The 16,115-nt window shown below is 71.8% G+C and carries 19 protein-coding genes; 12 read left to right on the top strand and 7 right to left on the bottom strand.

The features are described from left to right. Positions 1-54 precede the first annotated feature (54 nt). The gene (locus ACFVT2_RS10135) at positions 55-993 is read left to right on the top strand and encodes a beta-ketoacyl-ACP synthase III (RefSeq protein ID WP_390014606.1); all 939 of its coding nucleotides are present in this window, start codon (positions 55-57) and stop codon (positions 991-993) included. 68 nt (positions 994-1,061) lie between these two features. Continuing rightward, positions 1,062-1,466, top strand: coding sequence for a VOC family protein (locus tag ACFVT2_RS10130; RefSeq protein ID WP_390014604.1), 405 nt, complete (start codon positions 1,062-1,064; stop codon positions 1,464-1,466). 158 nt (positions 1,467-1,624) lie between these two features. Here the strand turns inward: ACFVT2_RS10130 and ACFVT2_RS10125 are convergent, their stop codons facing one another. The 3 genes from ACFVT2_RS10125 to ACFVT2_RS10115 all read right to left on the bottom strand — a co-directional run bounded on the left by ACFVT2_RS10125 (position 1,625) and on the right by ACFVT2_RS10115 (position 3,665). After that, the gene (locus tag ACFVT2_RS10125; protein WP_390014602.1) at positions 1,625-1,858 is read right to left on the bottom strand and encodes a hypothetical protein; all 234 of its coding nucleotides are present in this window, start codon (positions 1,856-1,858) and stop codon (positions 1,625-1,627) included. A gap of 102 nt (positions 1,859-1,960) precedes the next feature. Further along, the gene (locus tag ACFVT2_RS10120; protein ID WP_390014600.1) at positions 1,961-2,878 is read right to left on the bottom strand and encodes a glutaminase; all 918 of its coding nucleotides are present in this window, start codon (positions 2,876-2,878) and stop codon (positions 1,961-1,963) included. A 10-nt stretch (positions 2,879-2,888) separates the two neighbouring features. Then, a complete protein-coding gene (locus tag ACFVT2_RS10115; RefSeq protein ID WP_390014598.1) occupies positions 2,889-3,665 on the bottom strand; it encodes a helix-turn-helix domain-containing protein in 777 nt (258 codons plus the stop codon). A 121-nt stretch (positions 3,666-3,786) separates the two neighbouring features. Here ACFVT2_RS10115 and ACFVT2_RS10110 point away from each other — a divergent pair, with 121 nt between their 5' ends. Next, positions 3,787-4,020 (top strand): hypothetical protein, encoded by a 234-nt coding sequence (locus tag ACFVT2_RS10110; RefSeq protein WP_390014595.1) that lies wholly within the window; start codon positions 3,787-3,789, stop codon positions 4,018-4,020. 58 nt (positions 4,021-4,078) lie between these two features. After that, complete coding sequence (locus tag ACFVT2_RS10105) at positions 4,079-5,002, top strand: 1-aminocyclopropane-1-carboxylate deaminase/D-cysteine desulfhydrase (RefSeq protein WP_390014592.1); 924 nt, start codon at positions 4,079-4,081, stop codon at positions 5,000-5,002. Between the two features lie 24 nt (positions 5,003-5,026). Here ACFVT2_RS10105 and ACFVT2_RS10100 read toward each other — a convergent pair whose 3' ends face one another. Continuing rightward, positions 5,027-6,619 (bottom strand): Na+/H+ antiporter, encoded by a 1,593-nt coding sequence (locus ACFVT2_RS10100; RefSeq protein WP_390014954.1) that lies wholly within the window; start codon positions 6,617-6,619, stop codon positions 5,027-5,029. Between the two features lie 66 nt (positions 6,620-6,685). Between ACFVT2_RS10100 and ACFVT2_RS10095 the strand changes: the two genes are divergently transcribed. The 4 genes from ACFVT2_RS10095 (at position 6,686) to ACFVT2_RS10080 (ending at position 9,230) form a co-directional block, all read left to right on the top strand. Then, entirely contained in the window at positions 6,686-6,946 is a 261-nt protein-coding gene (locus ACFVT2_RS10095; protein WP_390014589.1) for a UBP-type zinc finger domain-containing protein, read from the top strand. A gap of 65 nt (positions 6,947-7,011) precedes the next feature. Further along, a complete protein-coding gene (locus ACFVT2_RS10090) occupies positions 7,012-7,500 on the top strand; it encodes a GNAT family N-acetyltransferase (protein WP_390014586.1) in 489 nt (162 codons plus the stop codon). A 307-nt stretch (positions 7,501-7,807) separates the two neighbouring features. Next, positions 7,808-8,221, top strand: a complete 414-nt coding sequence (locus ACFVT2_RS10085) for an anti-sigma factor (protein ID WP_003985353.1) — start codon at positions 7,808-7,810, stop codon at positions 8,219-8,221. A gap of 43 nt (positions 8,222-8,264) precedes the next feature. Further along, the gene (locus ACFVT2_RS10080) at positions 8,265-9,230 is read left to right on the top strand and encodes an RNA polymerase sigma factor SigF (RefSeq protein ID WP_390014951.1); all 966 of its coding nucleotides are present in this window, start codon (positions 8,265-8,267) and stop codon (positions 9,228-9,230) included. 131 nt (positions 9,231-9,361) lie between these two features. Here the strand turns inward: ACFVT2_RS10080 and ACFVT2_RS10075 are convergent, their stop codons facing one another. After that, a complete protein-coding gene (locus tag ACFVT2_RS10075) occupies positions 9,362-9,823 on the bottom strand; it encodes a hypothetical protein (protein WP_390014583.1) in 462 nt (153 codons plus the stop codon). A gap of 95 nt (positions 9,824-9,918) precedes the next feature. On the opposite strand from ACFVT2_RS10075, the gene ACFVT2_RS10070 reads away from it, so the two are divergent. Both ACFVT2_RS10070 and ACFVT2_RS10065 read left to right on the top strand, forming a co-directional pair. Continuing rightward, positions 9,919-10,902 (top strand): diacylglycerol/lipid kinase family protein, encoded by a 984-nt coding sequence (locus ACFVT2_RS10070; RefSeq protein WP_390014581.1) that lies wholly within the window; start codon positions 9,919-9,921, stop codon positions 10,900-10,902. Between the two features lie 320 nt (positions 10,903-11,222). Further along, positions 11,223-11,480 (top strand): WhiB family transcriptional regulator, encoded by a 258-nt coding sequence (locus ACFVT2_RS10065; RefSeq protein WP_003983230.1) that lies wholly within the window; start codon positions 11,223-11,225, stop codon positions 11,478-11,480. Positions 11,481-11,666: 186 nt separating this feature from the next. Here the strand turns inward: ACFVT2_RS10065 and ACFVT2_RS10060 are convergent, their stop codons facing one another. Both ACFVT2_RS10060 and ACFVT2_RS10055 read right to left on the bottom strand, forming a co-directional pair. Next, positions 11,667-13,139: a sensor histidine kinase gene (locus ACFVT2_RS10060; RefSeq protein WP_390014578.1), complete on the bottom strand. Its 1,473-nt coding sequence runs from the start codon at positions 13,137-13,139 to the stop codon at positions 11,667-11,669. 403 nt (positions 13,140-13,542) lie between these two features. Further along, on the bottom strand, positions 13,543-14,166 hold the full coding sequence (locus ACFVT2_RS10055; RefSeq protein WP_390014575.1) for a TetR/AcrR family transcriptional regulator: 624 nt from the start codon (positions 14,164-14,166) through the stop codon (positions 13,543-13,545). Between the two features lie 138 nt (positions 14,167-14,304). Between ACFVT2_RS10055 and ACFVT2_RS10050 the strand changes: the two genes are divergently transcribed. Continuing rightward, positions 14,305-15,078 (top strand): SDR family oxidoreductase, encoded by a 774-nt coding sequence (locus ACFVT2_RS10050; RefSeq protein ID WP_390014572.1) that lies wholly within the window; start codon positions 14,305-14,307, stop codon positions 15,076-15,078. 177 nt (positions 15,079-15,255) lie between these two features. Further along, a complete protein-coding gene (nagB, locus tag ACFVT2_RS10045) occupies positions 15,256-16,038 on the top strand; it encodes a glucosamine-6-phosphate deaminase (protein ID WP_390014570.1) in 783 nt (260 codons plus the stop codon). The last annotated feature ends 77 nt before the right edge of the window (positions 16,039-16,115 follow it).

Genomic DNA, 16,115 nt, shown 5'->3' with positions numbered 1-16,115 from the left:
CCGACCGGCGAGACTGTGCGGACACCGCCCGCTCCACGTACCGCAGGGGATCCCATGACCGGGTCGCGCATCCTGGCCCTCGGCCATTACCAGCCCTCTCGTGTGCTGACCAACGACGACCTCGCCGGGATCGTCGACACCGACGACGCCTGGATCCGCAGTCGCGTCGGCATCCGCACCCGGCACATCGCGGCGCCGGAGGAGACGGTGGACGCGATGGCCGCGGAGGCCGCCGGGAAGGCGCTGGCCGCCGCCGGTCTGGCCACCGAGGACATCGACCTGGTGCTGGTCGCCACCTGCACCGCCACCGACCGCAGCCCCAACACCGCGGCCCGGGTCGCGGCCCGGCTGGGCCTGGCCTCCCCCGCCACGATGGACCTCAACGTCGTCTGCGCGGGCTTCACCCACGCCCTGGCCACCGCCGACCACGCCATCCGGGCCGGCTCGGCGACCCGTGCCCTGGTCATCGGCGCGGAGAAGTTCACCGACGTGGTCGACTGGACCGACCGCTCCACCTGCGTCCTGGTCGGCGACGGCGCCGCGGCCGCGGTGGTCACCGCCTCCCCGGAGGCCCGGATCAGCCCGGTCCTGTGGGGCTCGGTCCCCGAGATGGGCAACGCGGTCCGCATCGAGGGCAACCCGGCCCGCTTCGCCCAGGAGGGCCAGACCGTCTACCGCTGGGCCACCACCCAGCTCCCCGCCATCGCCCGGCAGGTCTGCGAGCGGGCCGGTCTCCGCCCCGAGGAGCTGGCCGGCGTCGTCCTCCACCAGGCCAACCTGCGGATCATCGAACCGGTCGCGGAACGCCTCGGCGCGGTCAACGCGGTCATCGCCCGCGACGTCGTCGACTCCGGCAACACCTCCGCCGCCTCCGTGCCGCTCGCCCTCGCCAAGCTGGTCGAACGCCGCGAGGTCCCGGTCGGCGCCCCGGTCCTGCTCTTCGCCTTCGGCGGCAACCTCTCCTACGCCGGCCAGGTCGTCCGCGTCCCCTGACGGCCGGTCCGGGTCGGCGTCCGATTCCTTCAAGACGGCGCCCGCCCACCGCTCCTACGCTCGCCGTCATGAGCACCCCACCCGTACCCCGCCTCGACGCGATCGGCCTGGTCGTGGCCGACCTGGCCGCCTCCTTGGCGTTCTACCGCCGCCTGGGCCTCACCGTTCCCGACGGTTCCGACACCGCCCCGCACGCCGAGGCGCAACTTCCCGGCGGCCTCCGCCTGATGTGGGACACCCACGAGGTCGCCCGCTCCCTCACCCCCGACTGGACGCCGCCCCGGGCCGGCACCCCCACCGGCCTGGCCTTCGCCTGTGCGGACGCCGCCCATGTCGACGCGGTGTACGCGGACCTCACCACCGCCGGTTACGCCGGTGAGAAGGCCCCCTGGGACGCCGTCTGGGGCCAGCGCTACGCCGTCGTCCAGGACCCCGACGGCCACGGCGTGGACCTCTTCGCCCCGCTGCCCTAGCGGTCCGACTGATCCGGCCGGTCCGGCTGATCGGGCCGGTCCGGCCGGTTCAGACCGTGCGACCGGTCCGCGCGACCGGCGCCGCACCGGCCGGACCGGGTCGTCCTCCAACGCCCGCCGCCTCGTTCAATTCGTTCAATCCATTCGATTCATTCAATTCATTCGATGTCCTGCGGATGCTCCTCCAGGTACATCACGCCGCAGGTGCGGCAGAACGGCTGCGCCGCGTCCGTCCCCCACGTACCGGCCGATTGGGTGGCGGCGGCCGGGGCCAGCGGCTGGCCGCACATCGCGATGGTCGCGCCCACCCGGGTCATGTGCCACTTCTTGACCGGCGTGTCCTCGTGCGGCAGCACGCCCTCCGCATACTCCGCGCGCATCTCATGCTCCATGGCAGGTGCACCTCCTACCGCCCACCATGCGCCGCCGCTCCCGACCCCACAACGCCAGTCACCCGGCCGGGCCCTGCCCGGTGGATCAGGGTCGGACCGGCCCTAGAAGATCGACCACCCGGTGAGCGTCGTGAACTGGTCCAGCGCCGCCATGCCCGCCACGGAGTTCCCCCGCGCGTCCAGCCCCGGACTCCACACGCACAGCGTGCACCGCCCCGGCACGACGGCCACGATGCCGCCGCCCACCCCGCTCTTCGCCGGCAGGCCCACCCGGTACGCGAACTCCCCCGCCGCGTCGTACGTCCCGCAGGTCAGCATCACCGCGTTGATCCGCTTGGCCTCGCGCGCCTCCAGCAGTCGGCTTCCGCCGGCCCGCAGCCCGTGCCGGGCCAGGAACCCGCCGGCCACCGCCAGGTCCCGGCACGACATCTCGATCGAGCACTGCCAGAAGTAGTGCTCGATCACGCTCGGCACGGGATTCTCCAGATTCCCGAACGAGGCCATGAAGTGCGCCAGCGCCGCGTTCCGGTCCCCGTGGTCGGCCTCCGAACCGGCCACCGCCTGGTCGAACGCCAGCTCCGGATTCCCGCTCTCGTCCTGGAGGAACTCCAGCATCGAGGTGCTGGCGTCACCGGTCATCGTCAGCAGCCGGTCCGTCACCACCAGCGCCCCGGCGTTGATGAAAGGATTCCGCGGAATGCCGTTCTCCCACTCCAGCTGCACCAGGGAGTTGAACGGCGTCCCCGAGGGTTCCCGCCCGACCCGCTGCCAGATGTCGTCGTCCCCGTGGGACCCGGCCATCACCAACGCCAGCGAGAACGCCTTGGAGATCGACTGTATGGAGAACGGGACCTCCCAGTCGCCGGTCCCGTACACCTCGCCGTTGATGTCCGCGACGGCGATCCCGAAGCGGTCCGGGGACACCCGTGCCAACGCCGGAATGTAGTCGGCGACGTGCCCGCGCCCCACGAACGGCCTCGCATAGGCCGCCACCTCCTCAAGAACGGCCTGGTAGTCCATACCGGACACGCTAACCCGCGCGGAGCAGCGCCCCCATCGGAGCCCCCGCGAGTGACTTCACCTCGCGCGCCAGATGGGCCTGGTCCGCGTAGCCGGCCCGCGCCGCGACCTCCGCGTACGGGACGCCGGCACGGGCCAGGTCCAACGCCCGCACCAGCCGCAGCACCCGGCCCAACGTCTTCGGCCCGTACCCGAACACCGCCAGGCTGTGCCGGTGCAGCTGCCGCTCGCCCATCCCGGCCAGCTGGGCCACCTCCGCCACCGGCCGGCCGCGCCCGAGCCCGGAGACGATCGCCGCGGTCCGGCCGTCCCGCCCGGGCACCGCACCGTCCGGCGCGCCGGACCACCGGCCGGCCGCCCGCAGCCGGTCCCGCGCGGCCTCCTCCAGCACCGCCCCCGGGCCGCCGGCGGCCGCCCGCTCCGCCAGTTCCCGGGCCCGCCGGGCGCCCCACAGGTCCTCCAACGGCACCCGCCGGTCGCGCAGTTCGTGTGCCGGCACCCCGAAGACCGCCGGCCCCTGCCCCGGTGCGAACCGCAGCCCCGCCCAGCGCGTCCCGGCCGGCACCGCGGCGTCCGGCGCCTGCGGCCCGGTGTCCGGCCCGGCCACCAGGAGCCGTCCCGCGCTCCAGATCAGGTCGGTGCAGCCGTCGGGCAGCACCGGTCCCGCCCCCGGCACCGTGGTGGTGGTCCACAGCACCGCCCCCGGCAGCCGCGACGCCCGCTCCCGGTACGTCCCCCGGACGGCCCGGCCGGCGTCCGCCCCGGATGCGCCAACCGGCCCACCCACGTCGCGTTCCTCGCCCACATCCCCCAGCCTGGCACGGGAACCCGACGGCCGTCCCCGCCGTTGATCCCTTACACAACCGACACCAACCGGGTCCACCGACCCACCCGCCAGGGAGGCAGCAATGACAGGGTTTCTCGACCGCGCCAAGGAGCAGGCCAAGCAGGGACTGGCCCAAGGCAAGCAGAAGGTCGACGAGTTGCAGCAGCAGCGAGCCGGAAACGACCTCCTGAGGAAGCTCGGCGCCGCCTACTACGCCGAGCGTCGCGGCAGCGGCTCCCCCGACGCCACCCAGAGCGCGCTCACCGCCCTCGAAGCCCATATCAGCACCCACGGCGACAGCTTCCTGCACAGCTGACGACCACCCCCGCACCGCACCCCCGTCCCCGTCCCCTCCCCCTCCTCTCTCCGCTCCCATGAACAGCCCCGGCCCCCAGGCGCTCCGCCCCCGCCTCCCCTCTCCCCTCCAGTCCGTCGACGACGAGCGGTTCGCCCGCCGCGGTGTCCGCCTCGTCCTCAAACGGGACGACCTCATACACCCCACCCTCCCGGGCAACAAGTGGCGCAAGCTGGCCCCCAATCTGCGGGCCGCGGCCGAAGCGGGCGACCGCGCGCTGCTCACCTTCGGCGGCGCGTACTCCAACCACCTGCGGGCCACGGCCGCCGCCGGCCGGCTGCTCGGCTTCCGCACCATCGGCGTGGTCCGCGGCGACGAGTTGGCCGGCGCCCCGCTCAACTGGTCCCTGGCCCGTTGTGCCGCCGACGGGATGACGCTGCACTTCGTCGACCGGGCCACCTACCGCCGCACGTCAGACCCGGAGGTCCTCGGCGCCCTCCGCGACCGGTTCGGCGCCTTCCGGGTCATACCGGAGGGCGGCAGCAACTCCCTCGCCGCGCAGGGCTGCACGGAGCTGGGCCGGGAGCTGCGCGGGCGGGCCGACACGGTCGCGGTGGCCTGCGGCACCGGCGGCACCCTGGCCGGGCTCGCCGCCGGCCTCGGCCCCGGCCAGCGCGCGCTGGGCGTCCCGGTCCTCAAGGGCGGCAGCCCGCACTTCCTCCACGGGACGGTCGCCGACCTCCAGCGCGCGGCCTTCGGCGGCGTCCGCGGCGACTGGTCGCTGGCGGAGGACTTCCACTTCGGTGGCTACGCCCGCCGCACCCCCGAACTGGACGCGTTCGCCGACGCCTTCGAGCAGCGGCACGGCCTGCCCGTCGAGCGGGTCTACGTCGCCAAGCTGCTGTTCGCCCTGACCGCCCTGGCCGAGCGGGACGCCTTCCCGCCCGGCAGCACCGTCGCCGCCGTCATCACCGGCACCGAGGCCGGCACCGACGCCGGGTAGGCCCACCCGACAGGCCAGGGGTCGCTAGGACGCGGCCTCCCGGTAGGCCGCCGCCTCCTCCAGGTCCAGTCGGCGCAGCAGCGTCCGCATCATCTCGTCGTCGATCCGGCGCGCGTCCCGCAGCTCCACGAAGACCCGCCGCTCGGCGTCGATCATCTCCCGGGCCAGCCTTCGGTAGGTGTCGTCGGCGGACTCCCCGGTCACCTCGTTCACCGCGCCCAGCCGCTCCCACACCGCGTTGCGGCGCCGCTCCAGGACCGTGCGCAGCCGGTCGGCGAGCGGCCCGGGCAGGGCGTTGCGCTCGTCCTGGAGCAGGGTGTCGAGCCGGGCCTCGGCGGCCCGGGACGCCTCGTTCTGGGCCTGCGCCTCGGCCAGCGTCTCGGCCTGGGCGTCCCGGCCGGGCAGCCGCAGCGCCCGGATCAGCGGCGGCAGTGTCAGCCCCTGGACGACCAGCGTGCCGATGACGGTGGTGAAGGTCAGGAAGAGCACGAGGTTGCGGGCCGGGAAGGGGCCGCCGCCGTGCACCGTCGCGGGGATGGAGAAGGCGATGGCCAGCGAGACCACCCCGCGCATCCCGGCCCAGCCGACGATGACCGGCGCGTTCCAGGTCGTGTCCGGTTCGCGGGTCCGGATCCGGGCCGACAGCAGCCGCGGCAGGTACGTCGCGGGGAAGACCCACACGAAGCGCGCCAGCACCACGACGCCGAACACCACCGCCCCGTACCCGAGGGCCTGAGCCGTACTGAACTCGCCCAGGCCGCGCAGCACCACCGGCAGCTGGAGCCCGATCAGCGCGAAGACCGCGGACTCCAGCACGAAGGAGACCATCTTCCAGACCGCCTCCTCCTGGAGCCGGGTCTCGAAGTCGACCTGCCAGGAGCGGTGCCCCAGGTACAGGCCGACGACCACGACGGCCAGCACCCCGGAGGCCCCGACCTGCTCGGCGGCGGCGTACGCGGTGAACGGGATGAGCAGCGAGAGGGTGTTCTCCAGGAGCGCCGATTCCCGCAGCCGGCAACGGAGCCAGTGCAGCGGCACCATCAGCACGACGCCGATCCCGATGCCGCCCAGGGACGCCACGGCGAACTCCTTGAAGCCCTGACCCCAGGTGGCGCTGACTCCTACGGCGGCGCCCAGCGCCACCTTGTACGCGGTGATCGCGGTGGCGTCGTTGACCAGCGATTCGCCCTGGAGGATCGTCGTGATCCGGTGCGGCAGGCCCAGTCTGCGGGCGATCGCGGTGGCCGCGACGGCGTCCGGCGGGGCGACGACGGCGCCCAGCACGAGCGCGGCGGTCAGCGGCAGGTCCGGGATGACCAGGTACGCCGCGTACCCGACGGCCAGCGTCGCGAACAGCACGTAGCCGATCGAGAGCAGTGCCACCGGCCGCAGGTTGGCCCGCAGGTCCAGGTAGGAGCTGTCCAGGGCGGCGGTGTGCAGCAGCGGGGGCAGCAGCAGGGGCAGCACGATGTGCGGATTGAGGGTGTAGTCCGGAATACCCGGGATGTATGCGGCGCCGAGGCCCACGGCGACCAGCAGCAGCGGCGCCGGCACCGGTGTCCGCCGCGCCAACCCGGCGACCCCCGCACTCCCCGCGACCAGCAGCAACAGCGGCATCACGTCCACGCCCGCACCGTCCCCACACTCCCCCGCCGGCCGTCCCGGCGATCTAACCTGGCCATCATGAGCGAGTGCACGCACGTTCCCGAACTCCCGCGCGCCGAACCGACGCCGTTGAGCGCGACCTGCCTGGAGTGCCTGGCCGTCGGCAGCCACCCGGTGCAGCTGCGACTCTGCCTGGCGTGCGGGCACGTCGGCTGCTGCGACTCCTCGCCGTACCAGCACGCCACCGGGCACTTCAAGGAGACCGGTCACCCGGTGATGCGGTCGTTCGAGCCGGGCGCCTCGTGGCGGTGGTGCTTCGTCGACGAGGTGCTGGTCTGAGGCGGTCGGCAGGGTGGTCGGACACCCCCGCGGGGCGTGCCGGGGCACCGGTTTAGCCTTACGGCATGATCCGCGAAGCGACGCCCGACGACGTGCCCGTCATCCTCGCCATGATCGGCGAACTGGCCGCCTACGAACGCGTCCCGGAGGCCGCACAGGCCACCGAGCCGCAGCTGAAGGAGGCGCTGTTCGGTCCGCAGCCGGCCGCGTTCGCACTGATCGCGGAGGACGCCGGCGAACCGGTCGGCTTCGCCCTGTGGTTCCGGAACTTCTCGACGTGGACGGGCACGCACGGTGTCTATCTGGAGGACCTGTACGTCCGCCCCGTGGCGCGCGGCGGCGGCCACGGCAAGGCGCTGCTGGCGGCCCTCGCGCAGATCTGCGTGGCCCGCGGCTACCAGCGTTTCGAGTGGTCGGTCCTGGATTGGAACGAACCGTCCATCGGTTTTTACCGGTCCATCGGCGCCCGCCCCATGGACGAATGGACGGTCTTCCGGCTCACTGGAGATGCGCTGCACACGCTCGCGGACACCGCGCCTGCCAACGGAGCGTAATCGGGCTCGATTTGACGGTTCCCACCCCTACCACCGTCCGTGCCCGAGGTTTTACACTCAGTAACAGACGCGCCGCCGCCGAGCCGGCCGGCACCGTCCGGACGGCTGCCCTGCTCCTTCCGGGCGACACCGGCCCGCCGATCGCGATAGCGTCACAGCCGAACCACGACCCGCGCCGGATCGTTCTCCTTGCACCTGGCGAGAGAGCCACCCGGCACGGATCCCCCGAAGAACGCGAAGAACGCGAACCGCAAGAGCTTCATCACGCATTCCAGCTCTACCAGCTTGTGTCACCTTGGAGGTGAGGGTGTCCCAGATCGCAGGCGAGCCCGGGACTCAGGACTTCGTGGAAGTCCGTCTGCCCGCTGCGGGTGCCTACCTGTCCGTGCTGCGTACGGCCACGGCCGGTCTCGCAGCCCGCTTGGACTTCACCCTCGACGAGATCGAGGATCTGCGCATCGCGGTCGACGAAGCCTGCGCAATCCTGCTGCAACAGGCCGTCCCCGGCAGCGTGCTCAGCTGTGTCTTCCGGCTCATCGACGACGCACTGCAGGTGACGGTGTCGGCCCCGACGACCGACGGCCGCGCTCCCGAGCGCGACACCTTCGCCTGGACGGTGCTCTCCGCACTGGCGGGCAAGGTCGACTCCACCGTCGCCGAAGACCGCACGGTCACCATCAGTCTGTACAAGGAGCGCGGCGCCGGTCCCGGACCGTCATGACCGAACAGGGGGCCCCGTGAAAGATCTCGAACGCGGCGCGAGGATGGCGGCGGGCGCGGTCATCCCCGGGCAGCATGCGCAGCCGCACCCGGTGGGAGCGGACGACCACGGCGGCCGGTTGGACGCGGCGGAGCAGGCAGAGCGGGCGGACCACATGGACCAGAGCGAGCAGCAGGGCCGGCAGGCGGACCGGCAGGATCCGCCGGCTGCCGGCGACCGGCCCCAGGACCGGCGTTCCCCGGGGCCGGGGGATGCGCACGACCGCGGCGGCGCCCGCGCGATGTTCTACGAGCTGCGCAAGCTCCCCGACGGCTCCTCGGAGCGCGCCGAACTCCGCAACACCCTCGTGCGGATGCACTTGCCGCTGGTCGAGCACCTGGCCCGGCGGTTCCGCAACCGCGGTGAGCCGCTCGACGACCTGACCCAGGTCGCCACGATCGGTCTGATCAAGTCGGTGGACCGGTTCGACCCGGACCGCGGGGTGGAGTTCTCCACGTACGCCACACCCACCGTCGTCGGGGAGATCAAGCGGCACTTCCGCGACAAGGGCTGGGCGGTCCGGGTTCCGCGCCGCCTCCAGGAGCTGCGGCTGTCGCTGACCACCGCGACCGCCGAGCTCTCCCAGCGGCACGGCCGGGCGCCCACGGTCCATGAGCTGGCCGAGCACCTGGGGATCTCCGAGGAGGAGGTCCTGGAGGGTCTGGAGTCGGCGAACGCCTACAGCACCCTCTCGCTCGACGTCCCGGACACCGACGACGAGTCCCCGGCGGTCGCCGACACCCTCGGGGCCGAGGACGAGGCGCTGGAGGGTGTGGAGTACCGCGAGTCCCTCAAGCCGCTGCTGGAGGACCTGCCGCCGCGCGAGAAGAAGATCCTGCTGCTGCGGTTCTTCGGCAACATGACCCAGTCGCAGATCGCCCAAGAGGTCGGCATCTCCCAGATGCACGTCTCACGCCTCCTGGCCCGCACCCTGGCCCAGCTGCGCGACAAGCTCCTCGTGGAGGAGTGAAGCCCCAGGCTCCTCGCGGAGGAGTAAAGCCCGGGGAATACCACCCCACCCCACCCAGTTGTGGCCCCGTAGGGGGCGCTCGTGTCCCCTACGGGATCCGTTCGCCCCACCCCTACGGGGTCACCGCGGTGTTACGGGGTTTCCCGCGGGGCGATGCCCAGCGCCGTGGTCGCCGTCGGGTTGACCAACAGCACGAGTACGACCAGCGCCGCCACCGCCAGCGCGGCGCCGGCGGCGATGAGCGCGCCACCGCCCTTGACCAGCGTCCAGGCGACCGGCAGCGCCACGATCTGGGTGATCAGTGAGGGCCCCCGGCTCCACCGGCGACGCAGCCACAGCCCGCGTGCGGCGACCAGCGGCAGCACGGCCAGCGCCAGGATCGTCACCCCGCCCATCTCCGCCTGCTGCGGGCTGTCCGGCGTTCCGACCAGGCCGTCGATCAGCATGTACGCGCCGAGGGCGGCCAGGGCCAGCCCCTCGATGGCGGTGAGCGCCGCGGCGGCGCTGAGCCGGGCGGGCCGGGGTCCTTTGGGCTCGGGCACCGCGGGGGTGCCGGCGGCTCGCTTCGAGGACTGCTTCTGCTGACTGGTCACCCCAGCAGGGTAGCGCCGGGCCGTTGCCGGGCCGGGCGGGCCCGGACCCCGGACGGGAGTGAGACCGGTACCGGCAGGTAGGTACGCTGCTGCACATGCGCGCACTTCTCGTGGTCAATCCCGCAGCAACCACCACGAGTCTCCGTACCCGTGAGGTACTCACCCACGCACTGGCCAGCGACCTCAAGCTGGAGGTCGCCGAGACGCAGTACCGCGGGCACGCCCGCGACCTGGCCCGGGAGGCCGCCGAGGGCGGAGAGACCGACCTGGTCGTGGCGCTCGGCGGCGACGGCACGGTCAACGAGGTCGTCAACGGTCTCCTGACGACCGGCCCCGACCCGGACTCGCACCCCCGGCTGGCCGTGGTCCCCGGTGGCTCCACCAATGTCTTCGCCCGCGCCCTGGGACTGCCCAACGACGTCGTGGAGGCCACCGGCGCCCTGTTGGACGCGTTGCGTGACCGCAGCGAGCGCACGGTGGGGCTGGGCCTGGCCTCGGGCACGCCGGGCAGCCCCGACGAGGGCGTGCCGGCCCGCTGGTTCACCTTCTGTGCCGGCTTCGGTTTCGACGCGGGTGTGGTCGGCCGGGTCGAGCAGCAGCGCGAGCGCGGCAAGCGCTCCACCCACGCCCTGTACGTGCGCCAGGTCGTCCGGCAGTTCCTGGGCGAGGCCAACCGCCGCCGGGGCACCATCACGCTCGAACGGCCGGGCGAGGAGCCGGGCACCACGGAGGTCATCGAGAACCTCGCGATGTCCATAATCTGCAACACCGCCCCCTGGTCGTACCTGGGCAACCGCCCGATCTACCCCTCCCCCGAGGCGTCCTTCGACACCGCGCTGGACCTCTTCGCGCTGGACAAGTTCTCGGTGCCGGCGGTGACCCGCTACGGTTCCCAGCTCCTCGCCTCCACACCGGGTCGCGGCCCACGAGGCAAGCACGTCCTCTCACTCCACGACCTCACCGACTTCACCTTGCATTCGCAGGTTCCCCTGCCGTTTCAGATGGATGGTGACCACCTCGGACTGCGGACGAGTGTGACGTTCACAGGCGTACGCCGGGCACTGCGTGTGATTGTGTGAGCAGTAGGGCCTAAAGTCCTTTCACTCGAACGTTTAGACTGGCTTCCACCCCCTGGAATGACGGCTGTGAGCTAGGCGACACCAAGGAATCAAAAAAAAGTTTCCGGAAGGGGTTGTATCCGTCGCCGAGGTTTGCGAGTCTCTTCATGGCGATCGGGACGGCCGCTTTACCGGCCCCCTTGAGAGCCCGAATCCTCCTCCTCATCCCACAGGACCGCACCAGTCCTTGACTGGCTTTCGGCCCTTCCCTTGTGGAGGGATTCGTGAAAGCGTTCACATTCACAAGCAACGTTCCCGTCATACGAGGAGATGGAGCAGCCATGGACTGGCGTCACCGCGCCGTTTGCCGCGAAGAAGACCCCGAGCTCTTCTTCCCCATCGGCAACACCGGTCCCGCGCTGCTGCAGATCGAGGAAGCCAAGGCCGTCTGCCGCCGCTGCCCCGTTATGGAGCAGTGCCTGCAGTGGGCGCTCGAGTCCGGCCAGGACTCGGGCGTCTGGGGTGGTCTGAGCGAGGACGAGCGCCGCGCGATGAAGCGCCGTGCAGCTCGCAACCGGGCGCGCAACGCCAGCGCCTGAGCCAACCGCCCCGTGGCCCCCGAGCCGCAGCGCGCAGTACCTTCGATGCCCGCCCGGAGCTGAAACCCGGTCGTTATCGCATCGCTATAGCTTTGAGCCCCGGACCGACACTGGTCCGGGGCTTGTTGCTGTCCGGGGCCGAAGGGGCGGCGCGCCTGCCGCCGCCCTTCCCACGGCCTCGCTTCCCTAGTGCGGTTTGTCGGCGCGCACCGGGATGTCGAGGAGCACCTGGGTGCCACCTTCCGGTCGGCGGACCATATCGAACGTTCCGCCCAATTCCCCCTCCGCCAGGGTCCGCACGATCTGCAGCCCCAGGTTTCCGGTGCGGTGCGGATCGAATCCCTCGGGTAGTCCGCGGCCGTTGTCCTGGACGGTGACCAGGAGCCGGGGCTCGGTGCGGCTGCCGCCGCGGACCGCGGCGACCTCGACGGTGCCGTGCTGCTCCTGGTCGAAGGCGTGCTCCAGGGCGTTCTGGAGCACCTCCGTCAGCACCATCGACAGCGGGGTGGCCACCTCGGCGTCCAGGATGCCGAAGCGTCCGGTGCGTCGGGCGATCACCTTGCCCGGAGCGATCTCCGCGACCATGGCCAGTACCCGGTCGGCGATCTCGTCGAATTCCACCCGCTCGTCGAGGGTCTGGGACAGCGTCTCGTGCACGATCGCGATCGAACCGACCCTGCGTACGGCCTCGTTGAGCGCCTCGCGGCCCTGCTCGGATTCCATCCGGCGGGACTGCAACCGCAGCAGGGCGGCGACGGTCTGGAGATTGTTCTTCACCCGGTGGTGGATTTCCCGGATGGTGGCGTCTTTTGTGATCAGTTCCCGCTCACGGCGTCGCAGTTCGGTCACATCGCGCAACAGGACCAGCGAACCGATATGCGTTCCCTTGGGCTTGAGGGGAATGGCCCGCAATTGGATCACTCCGTCGTTGCCCTCGACCTCGAATTCCCGCGGGGCCCAGCCGCTGGCCAGTTTGACCAGGGCCTCGTCCACCGGGCCACGGGCCGGGGCCAGTTCGGCGGTGGCCTGGCCGAGGTGGTGGCCCACCAGGTCGGCGGCGAGGCCGAGTCGGTGGTAGGCGGAGAGCGCGTTGGGGCTGGCGTACTGGACGACGCCGTCGGCGTCGAGCCGGATCAGTCCGTCGCCGGCGCGCGGGGAGGCGTCCATGTCGACCTGCTGGCCGGGGAAGGGAAACGTTCCGGCAGCGATCATCTGGGCCAGGTCGGAGGCGCTCTGGAGGTAGGTCAGCTCCAGCCGGCTGGGGGTCCGCACGGTGAGCAGATTGGTGTTCCGGGCGATCACCCCGAGCACCCGCCCCTCCCGGCGGACCGGGATCGACTCGACCCGCACCGGCACCTCCTCGCGCCACTCCGGGTCGCCCTCGCGCACGATGCGGCCCTCGTCCAGGGCGGAGTCCAGCATCGGGCGGCGGCCCCGGGGAACGAGGTGGCCGACCATGTCGTCCTGATAGGAGGTCGGTCCGGTGTTGGGCCGCATCTGGGCGACCGACACGTAGCGGGTGCCGTCGAGGGTGGGGACCCACAGGACGAGGTCGGCGAAGGAGAGGTCGGAGAGCAGTTGCCACTCCGAGACCAACAGGTGCAGCCACTCCAGGTCGGAATCGCTCAGAGCGGTGTGCTGGCGTACGAGATCGTTCATCGAGGGCACACCTGGGAGCCTACCGGCGTACGGTATGTGTTGTGCCTGCACGGCCATGGACAGGGAAGAATGGTCTAGTCCAGAATGTGCGGTGCGGCACACCGGGGGAAACCCCGGACCGCTGAAACCTCCGCCCTCCCCGCACAGGAGGGCGGATCGAGGTCCACGGCGCTCTCTGCCCTGACTGCGCCCGGGCCTCCGATCGACCGGTCCCAGGACGGGACCGTGTCCCCGACCGCACAGGGGGCACGTCCCGCCCGTAGTACGGGGCCGGCCGATGTCAGCTCCGGGCTGCGGTGCCGGACAGGTTGAGGGTCCTGTCCCGGCGCCGCGGCCCGCGGGTGTTTTCGGGGGCGGTGCGAGATCGACAAGGCCCGGCCGGTGGATCAGGGTCGGACCGGCCCTAGACCCGCTCCCCCTTGCGCGGCCAGGCGTTCATCGCGAGCCCCGCGACCGCCTCCAGCGTCGCCCGGTCCGTGCCGTCCCGCGCGGACTGCGACATCCCGGCGATGATCGCGCTCACATACTCGGCCAGCGCATGGGCGTCCGTGTCGGCGGGGAGTTCGCCGGCGGCGACGTCCGCCCGGATCGCGCGCTCGACCTCCCGGACGTTCGACTGCCGCTTCTCCCGCAGGGACGCGGCGACCTCGACGGAGGCGGGGGCGGTGTTCAGTGCGGCACTGATGACCATGCAGCCCCGTGGGCGGTCCGGGGCGGTGTATTCGGCCGCGGCCTCGTGAAGGGCCCGTTCGACGCCGCGGCGGGCGGTCGACTCCTCCGCCAGCGCGCGGGAGATGAAACCGCCGTACAACTGCCCGTAGACGGCGATCGCCTCGTCGAACAGGGCCCGCTTGTCGCCGAAGGCGGCGTAGAGGCTGGGGGCGCTGATGCCCATCTCGCGGGTGAGGTCGGAGATGGACGTGGATTCGTAGCCGTACTCCCAGAAGGACCGGATCGCCTTCTCCAGGGCCGTGTCGCGGTCGAACGACCGGGGCCGGCCTCGCTGCTTGGTCTCCTTGGCCACCATGGAGTGAATTCTATAGCGGTCGATAAGAAACGCGTGCTACGGTTTTTGTGTAGCGAGCACTACAGAAAGGGCTCGCCGGAGGCCCGGCGTGCGTGCGGACGACACGCACGGGCGCACAGACGAAGGGGAGGGTTCACGATGGGTGCACTCAGCGGCAGGACGGCACTGGTGACGGGCGGCGGCCGGGGAATCGGCCGGGCGATCTCGGAGCGACTGGGACGGGACGGCGCCCGAGTGGGCGTGCACTACGCCAGCGATGAGGCGGCGGCGAAGGAGACGGCCGCGGCGATCGAGGCGGCGGGCGGCGAGGCGTTCACCCTGCGCGCCGGGCTCGGGGAGGAGGGCGACGCCGAGGCGCTGTGGACCATGTTCGACGCACACGCCGACGGGCTGGACATCCTGGTGAACAACGCCGGGATCAACAAGACGCTGGACGGCACCCTGCGCCCCTTCGGCGAGATGACCCGCGGCGATATCGAGCGCCTCTTCGCGGTCAACGCCACCGCACCGTTCTTCGTGATCCAGGAGGGGCTGCCCCGGCTGCGGGACGGCGGACGGATCGTCAATGTCTCCACGGGACTGACGCACGGCGCGGCCAAGTCCGAGCTGATCGGTTACGCGATGTCCAAGGGTCCGATCGACGTCCTGACCCGCTCACTGGCGAAGGAGCTCGGCCCCCGCGGCATCACGGTCAATGCGGTGGCGCCCGGCGCGGTCGACACGGATATGAACGCCGCCTGGCTGCGGGGTGGGGAGAACGCCGGGGCGCGCGCCGCGACCGGAGCGCGCTCCCCGCTGGGGCGGGTGGCCGCACCCACCGACATCAGCGACATCGTGGGGTTCTTGGCCTCGAACGACAGCCGGTGGGTGACGGGGCAGTGGATAGATGCCACGGGCGGCGCCCTGCTCTGACGGCCGCGCCACCCTGCCGTTCCACCCCGCCTGCCGCCCCGGGCCGGCCATCGAGTCGAGGGGTAGCGGTCGGGAAAATGTGCCCTTTTGTTCAGCGACGCCACGGGGCCGCGGCCGGCCTCCTCTGCTAGATTGGTCTATACCACATAGCCCATTCTCCAGAACGGCAGGCCAAGCGTGGAAGTTGTCATCGTCCCGGACGCCGCGGCAGGCGGCGAGCTCATCGCGGAGGCCCTTGCCACCCTGGTGCGCCGCAAGCCCGAGGCGCTGCTCGGCGTGGCCACCGGCTCGACCCCGTTGCCCATCTACGAGGCACTGGCGGCGAAGGTCCGGGCCGGTGAGGTGGACGCCTCCCGAGCGCGGATCTGCCAGCTCGACGAGTATGTGGGCCTGCCCGCCGGGCACCCCGAGTCGTACCGCTCGGTGGTGCTGCGCGAGGTGGTGGAGCCGCTGGGGCTCGACGAGAGCGCGTTCATGGGGCCGGACGGCACGGCGGAGGACGTGCCGGCCGCCTGCGAGGCGTACGACGCGGCGCTTCGCGACGCCGGCGGGGTGGACCTCCAGCTGCTCGGGATCGGCACCGACGGGCACATCGGCTTCAACGAGCCCTGCTCGTCGCTGGCTTCCCGTACCCGCATCAAGACCCTGACCCAGCAGACCCGGGAGGACAACGCCCGCTTCTTCGCCAGCCTGGACGAGGTCCCGCACCACGTCATCACCCAGGGCATCGGCACCATCCTGGAGGCGCGCCACCTGGTGCTGCTCGCCACGGGCGAGGGCAAGGCGGACGCCGTGGCCCAGGCCGTCGAGGGCCCGGTCGCCGCACTGGTGCCGGCCTCGGCGCTCCAGCTGCACCCGCATGCGACGGTGGTCGTCGACGAGGCCGCGGCGTCCAAGCTGAAGCTGGCCGAGTACTTCCGGGCGACCTACGCCGCCAAGCCGGAGTGGCAGGGGCTGTAACGGAACCGACCGACGGCCTGAGGGCCCGTGCCGGTGCCGGCCCCTGGCGGGACGGACACGGGCACGGGCCCTCGGCG

The organism is Streptomyces sp. NPDC058000, assembly GCF_042886435.1.
Taxonomy (GTDB): domain Bacteria; phylum Actinomycetota; class Actinomycetes; order Streptomycetales; family Streptomycetaceae; genus Streptomyces.
Note: the sequence above shows the minus strand (reverse complement) of the source record. Positions and strands in the feature narration are given on the sequence as shown.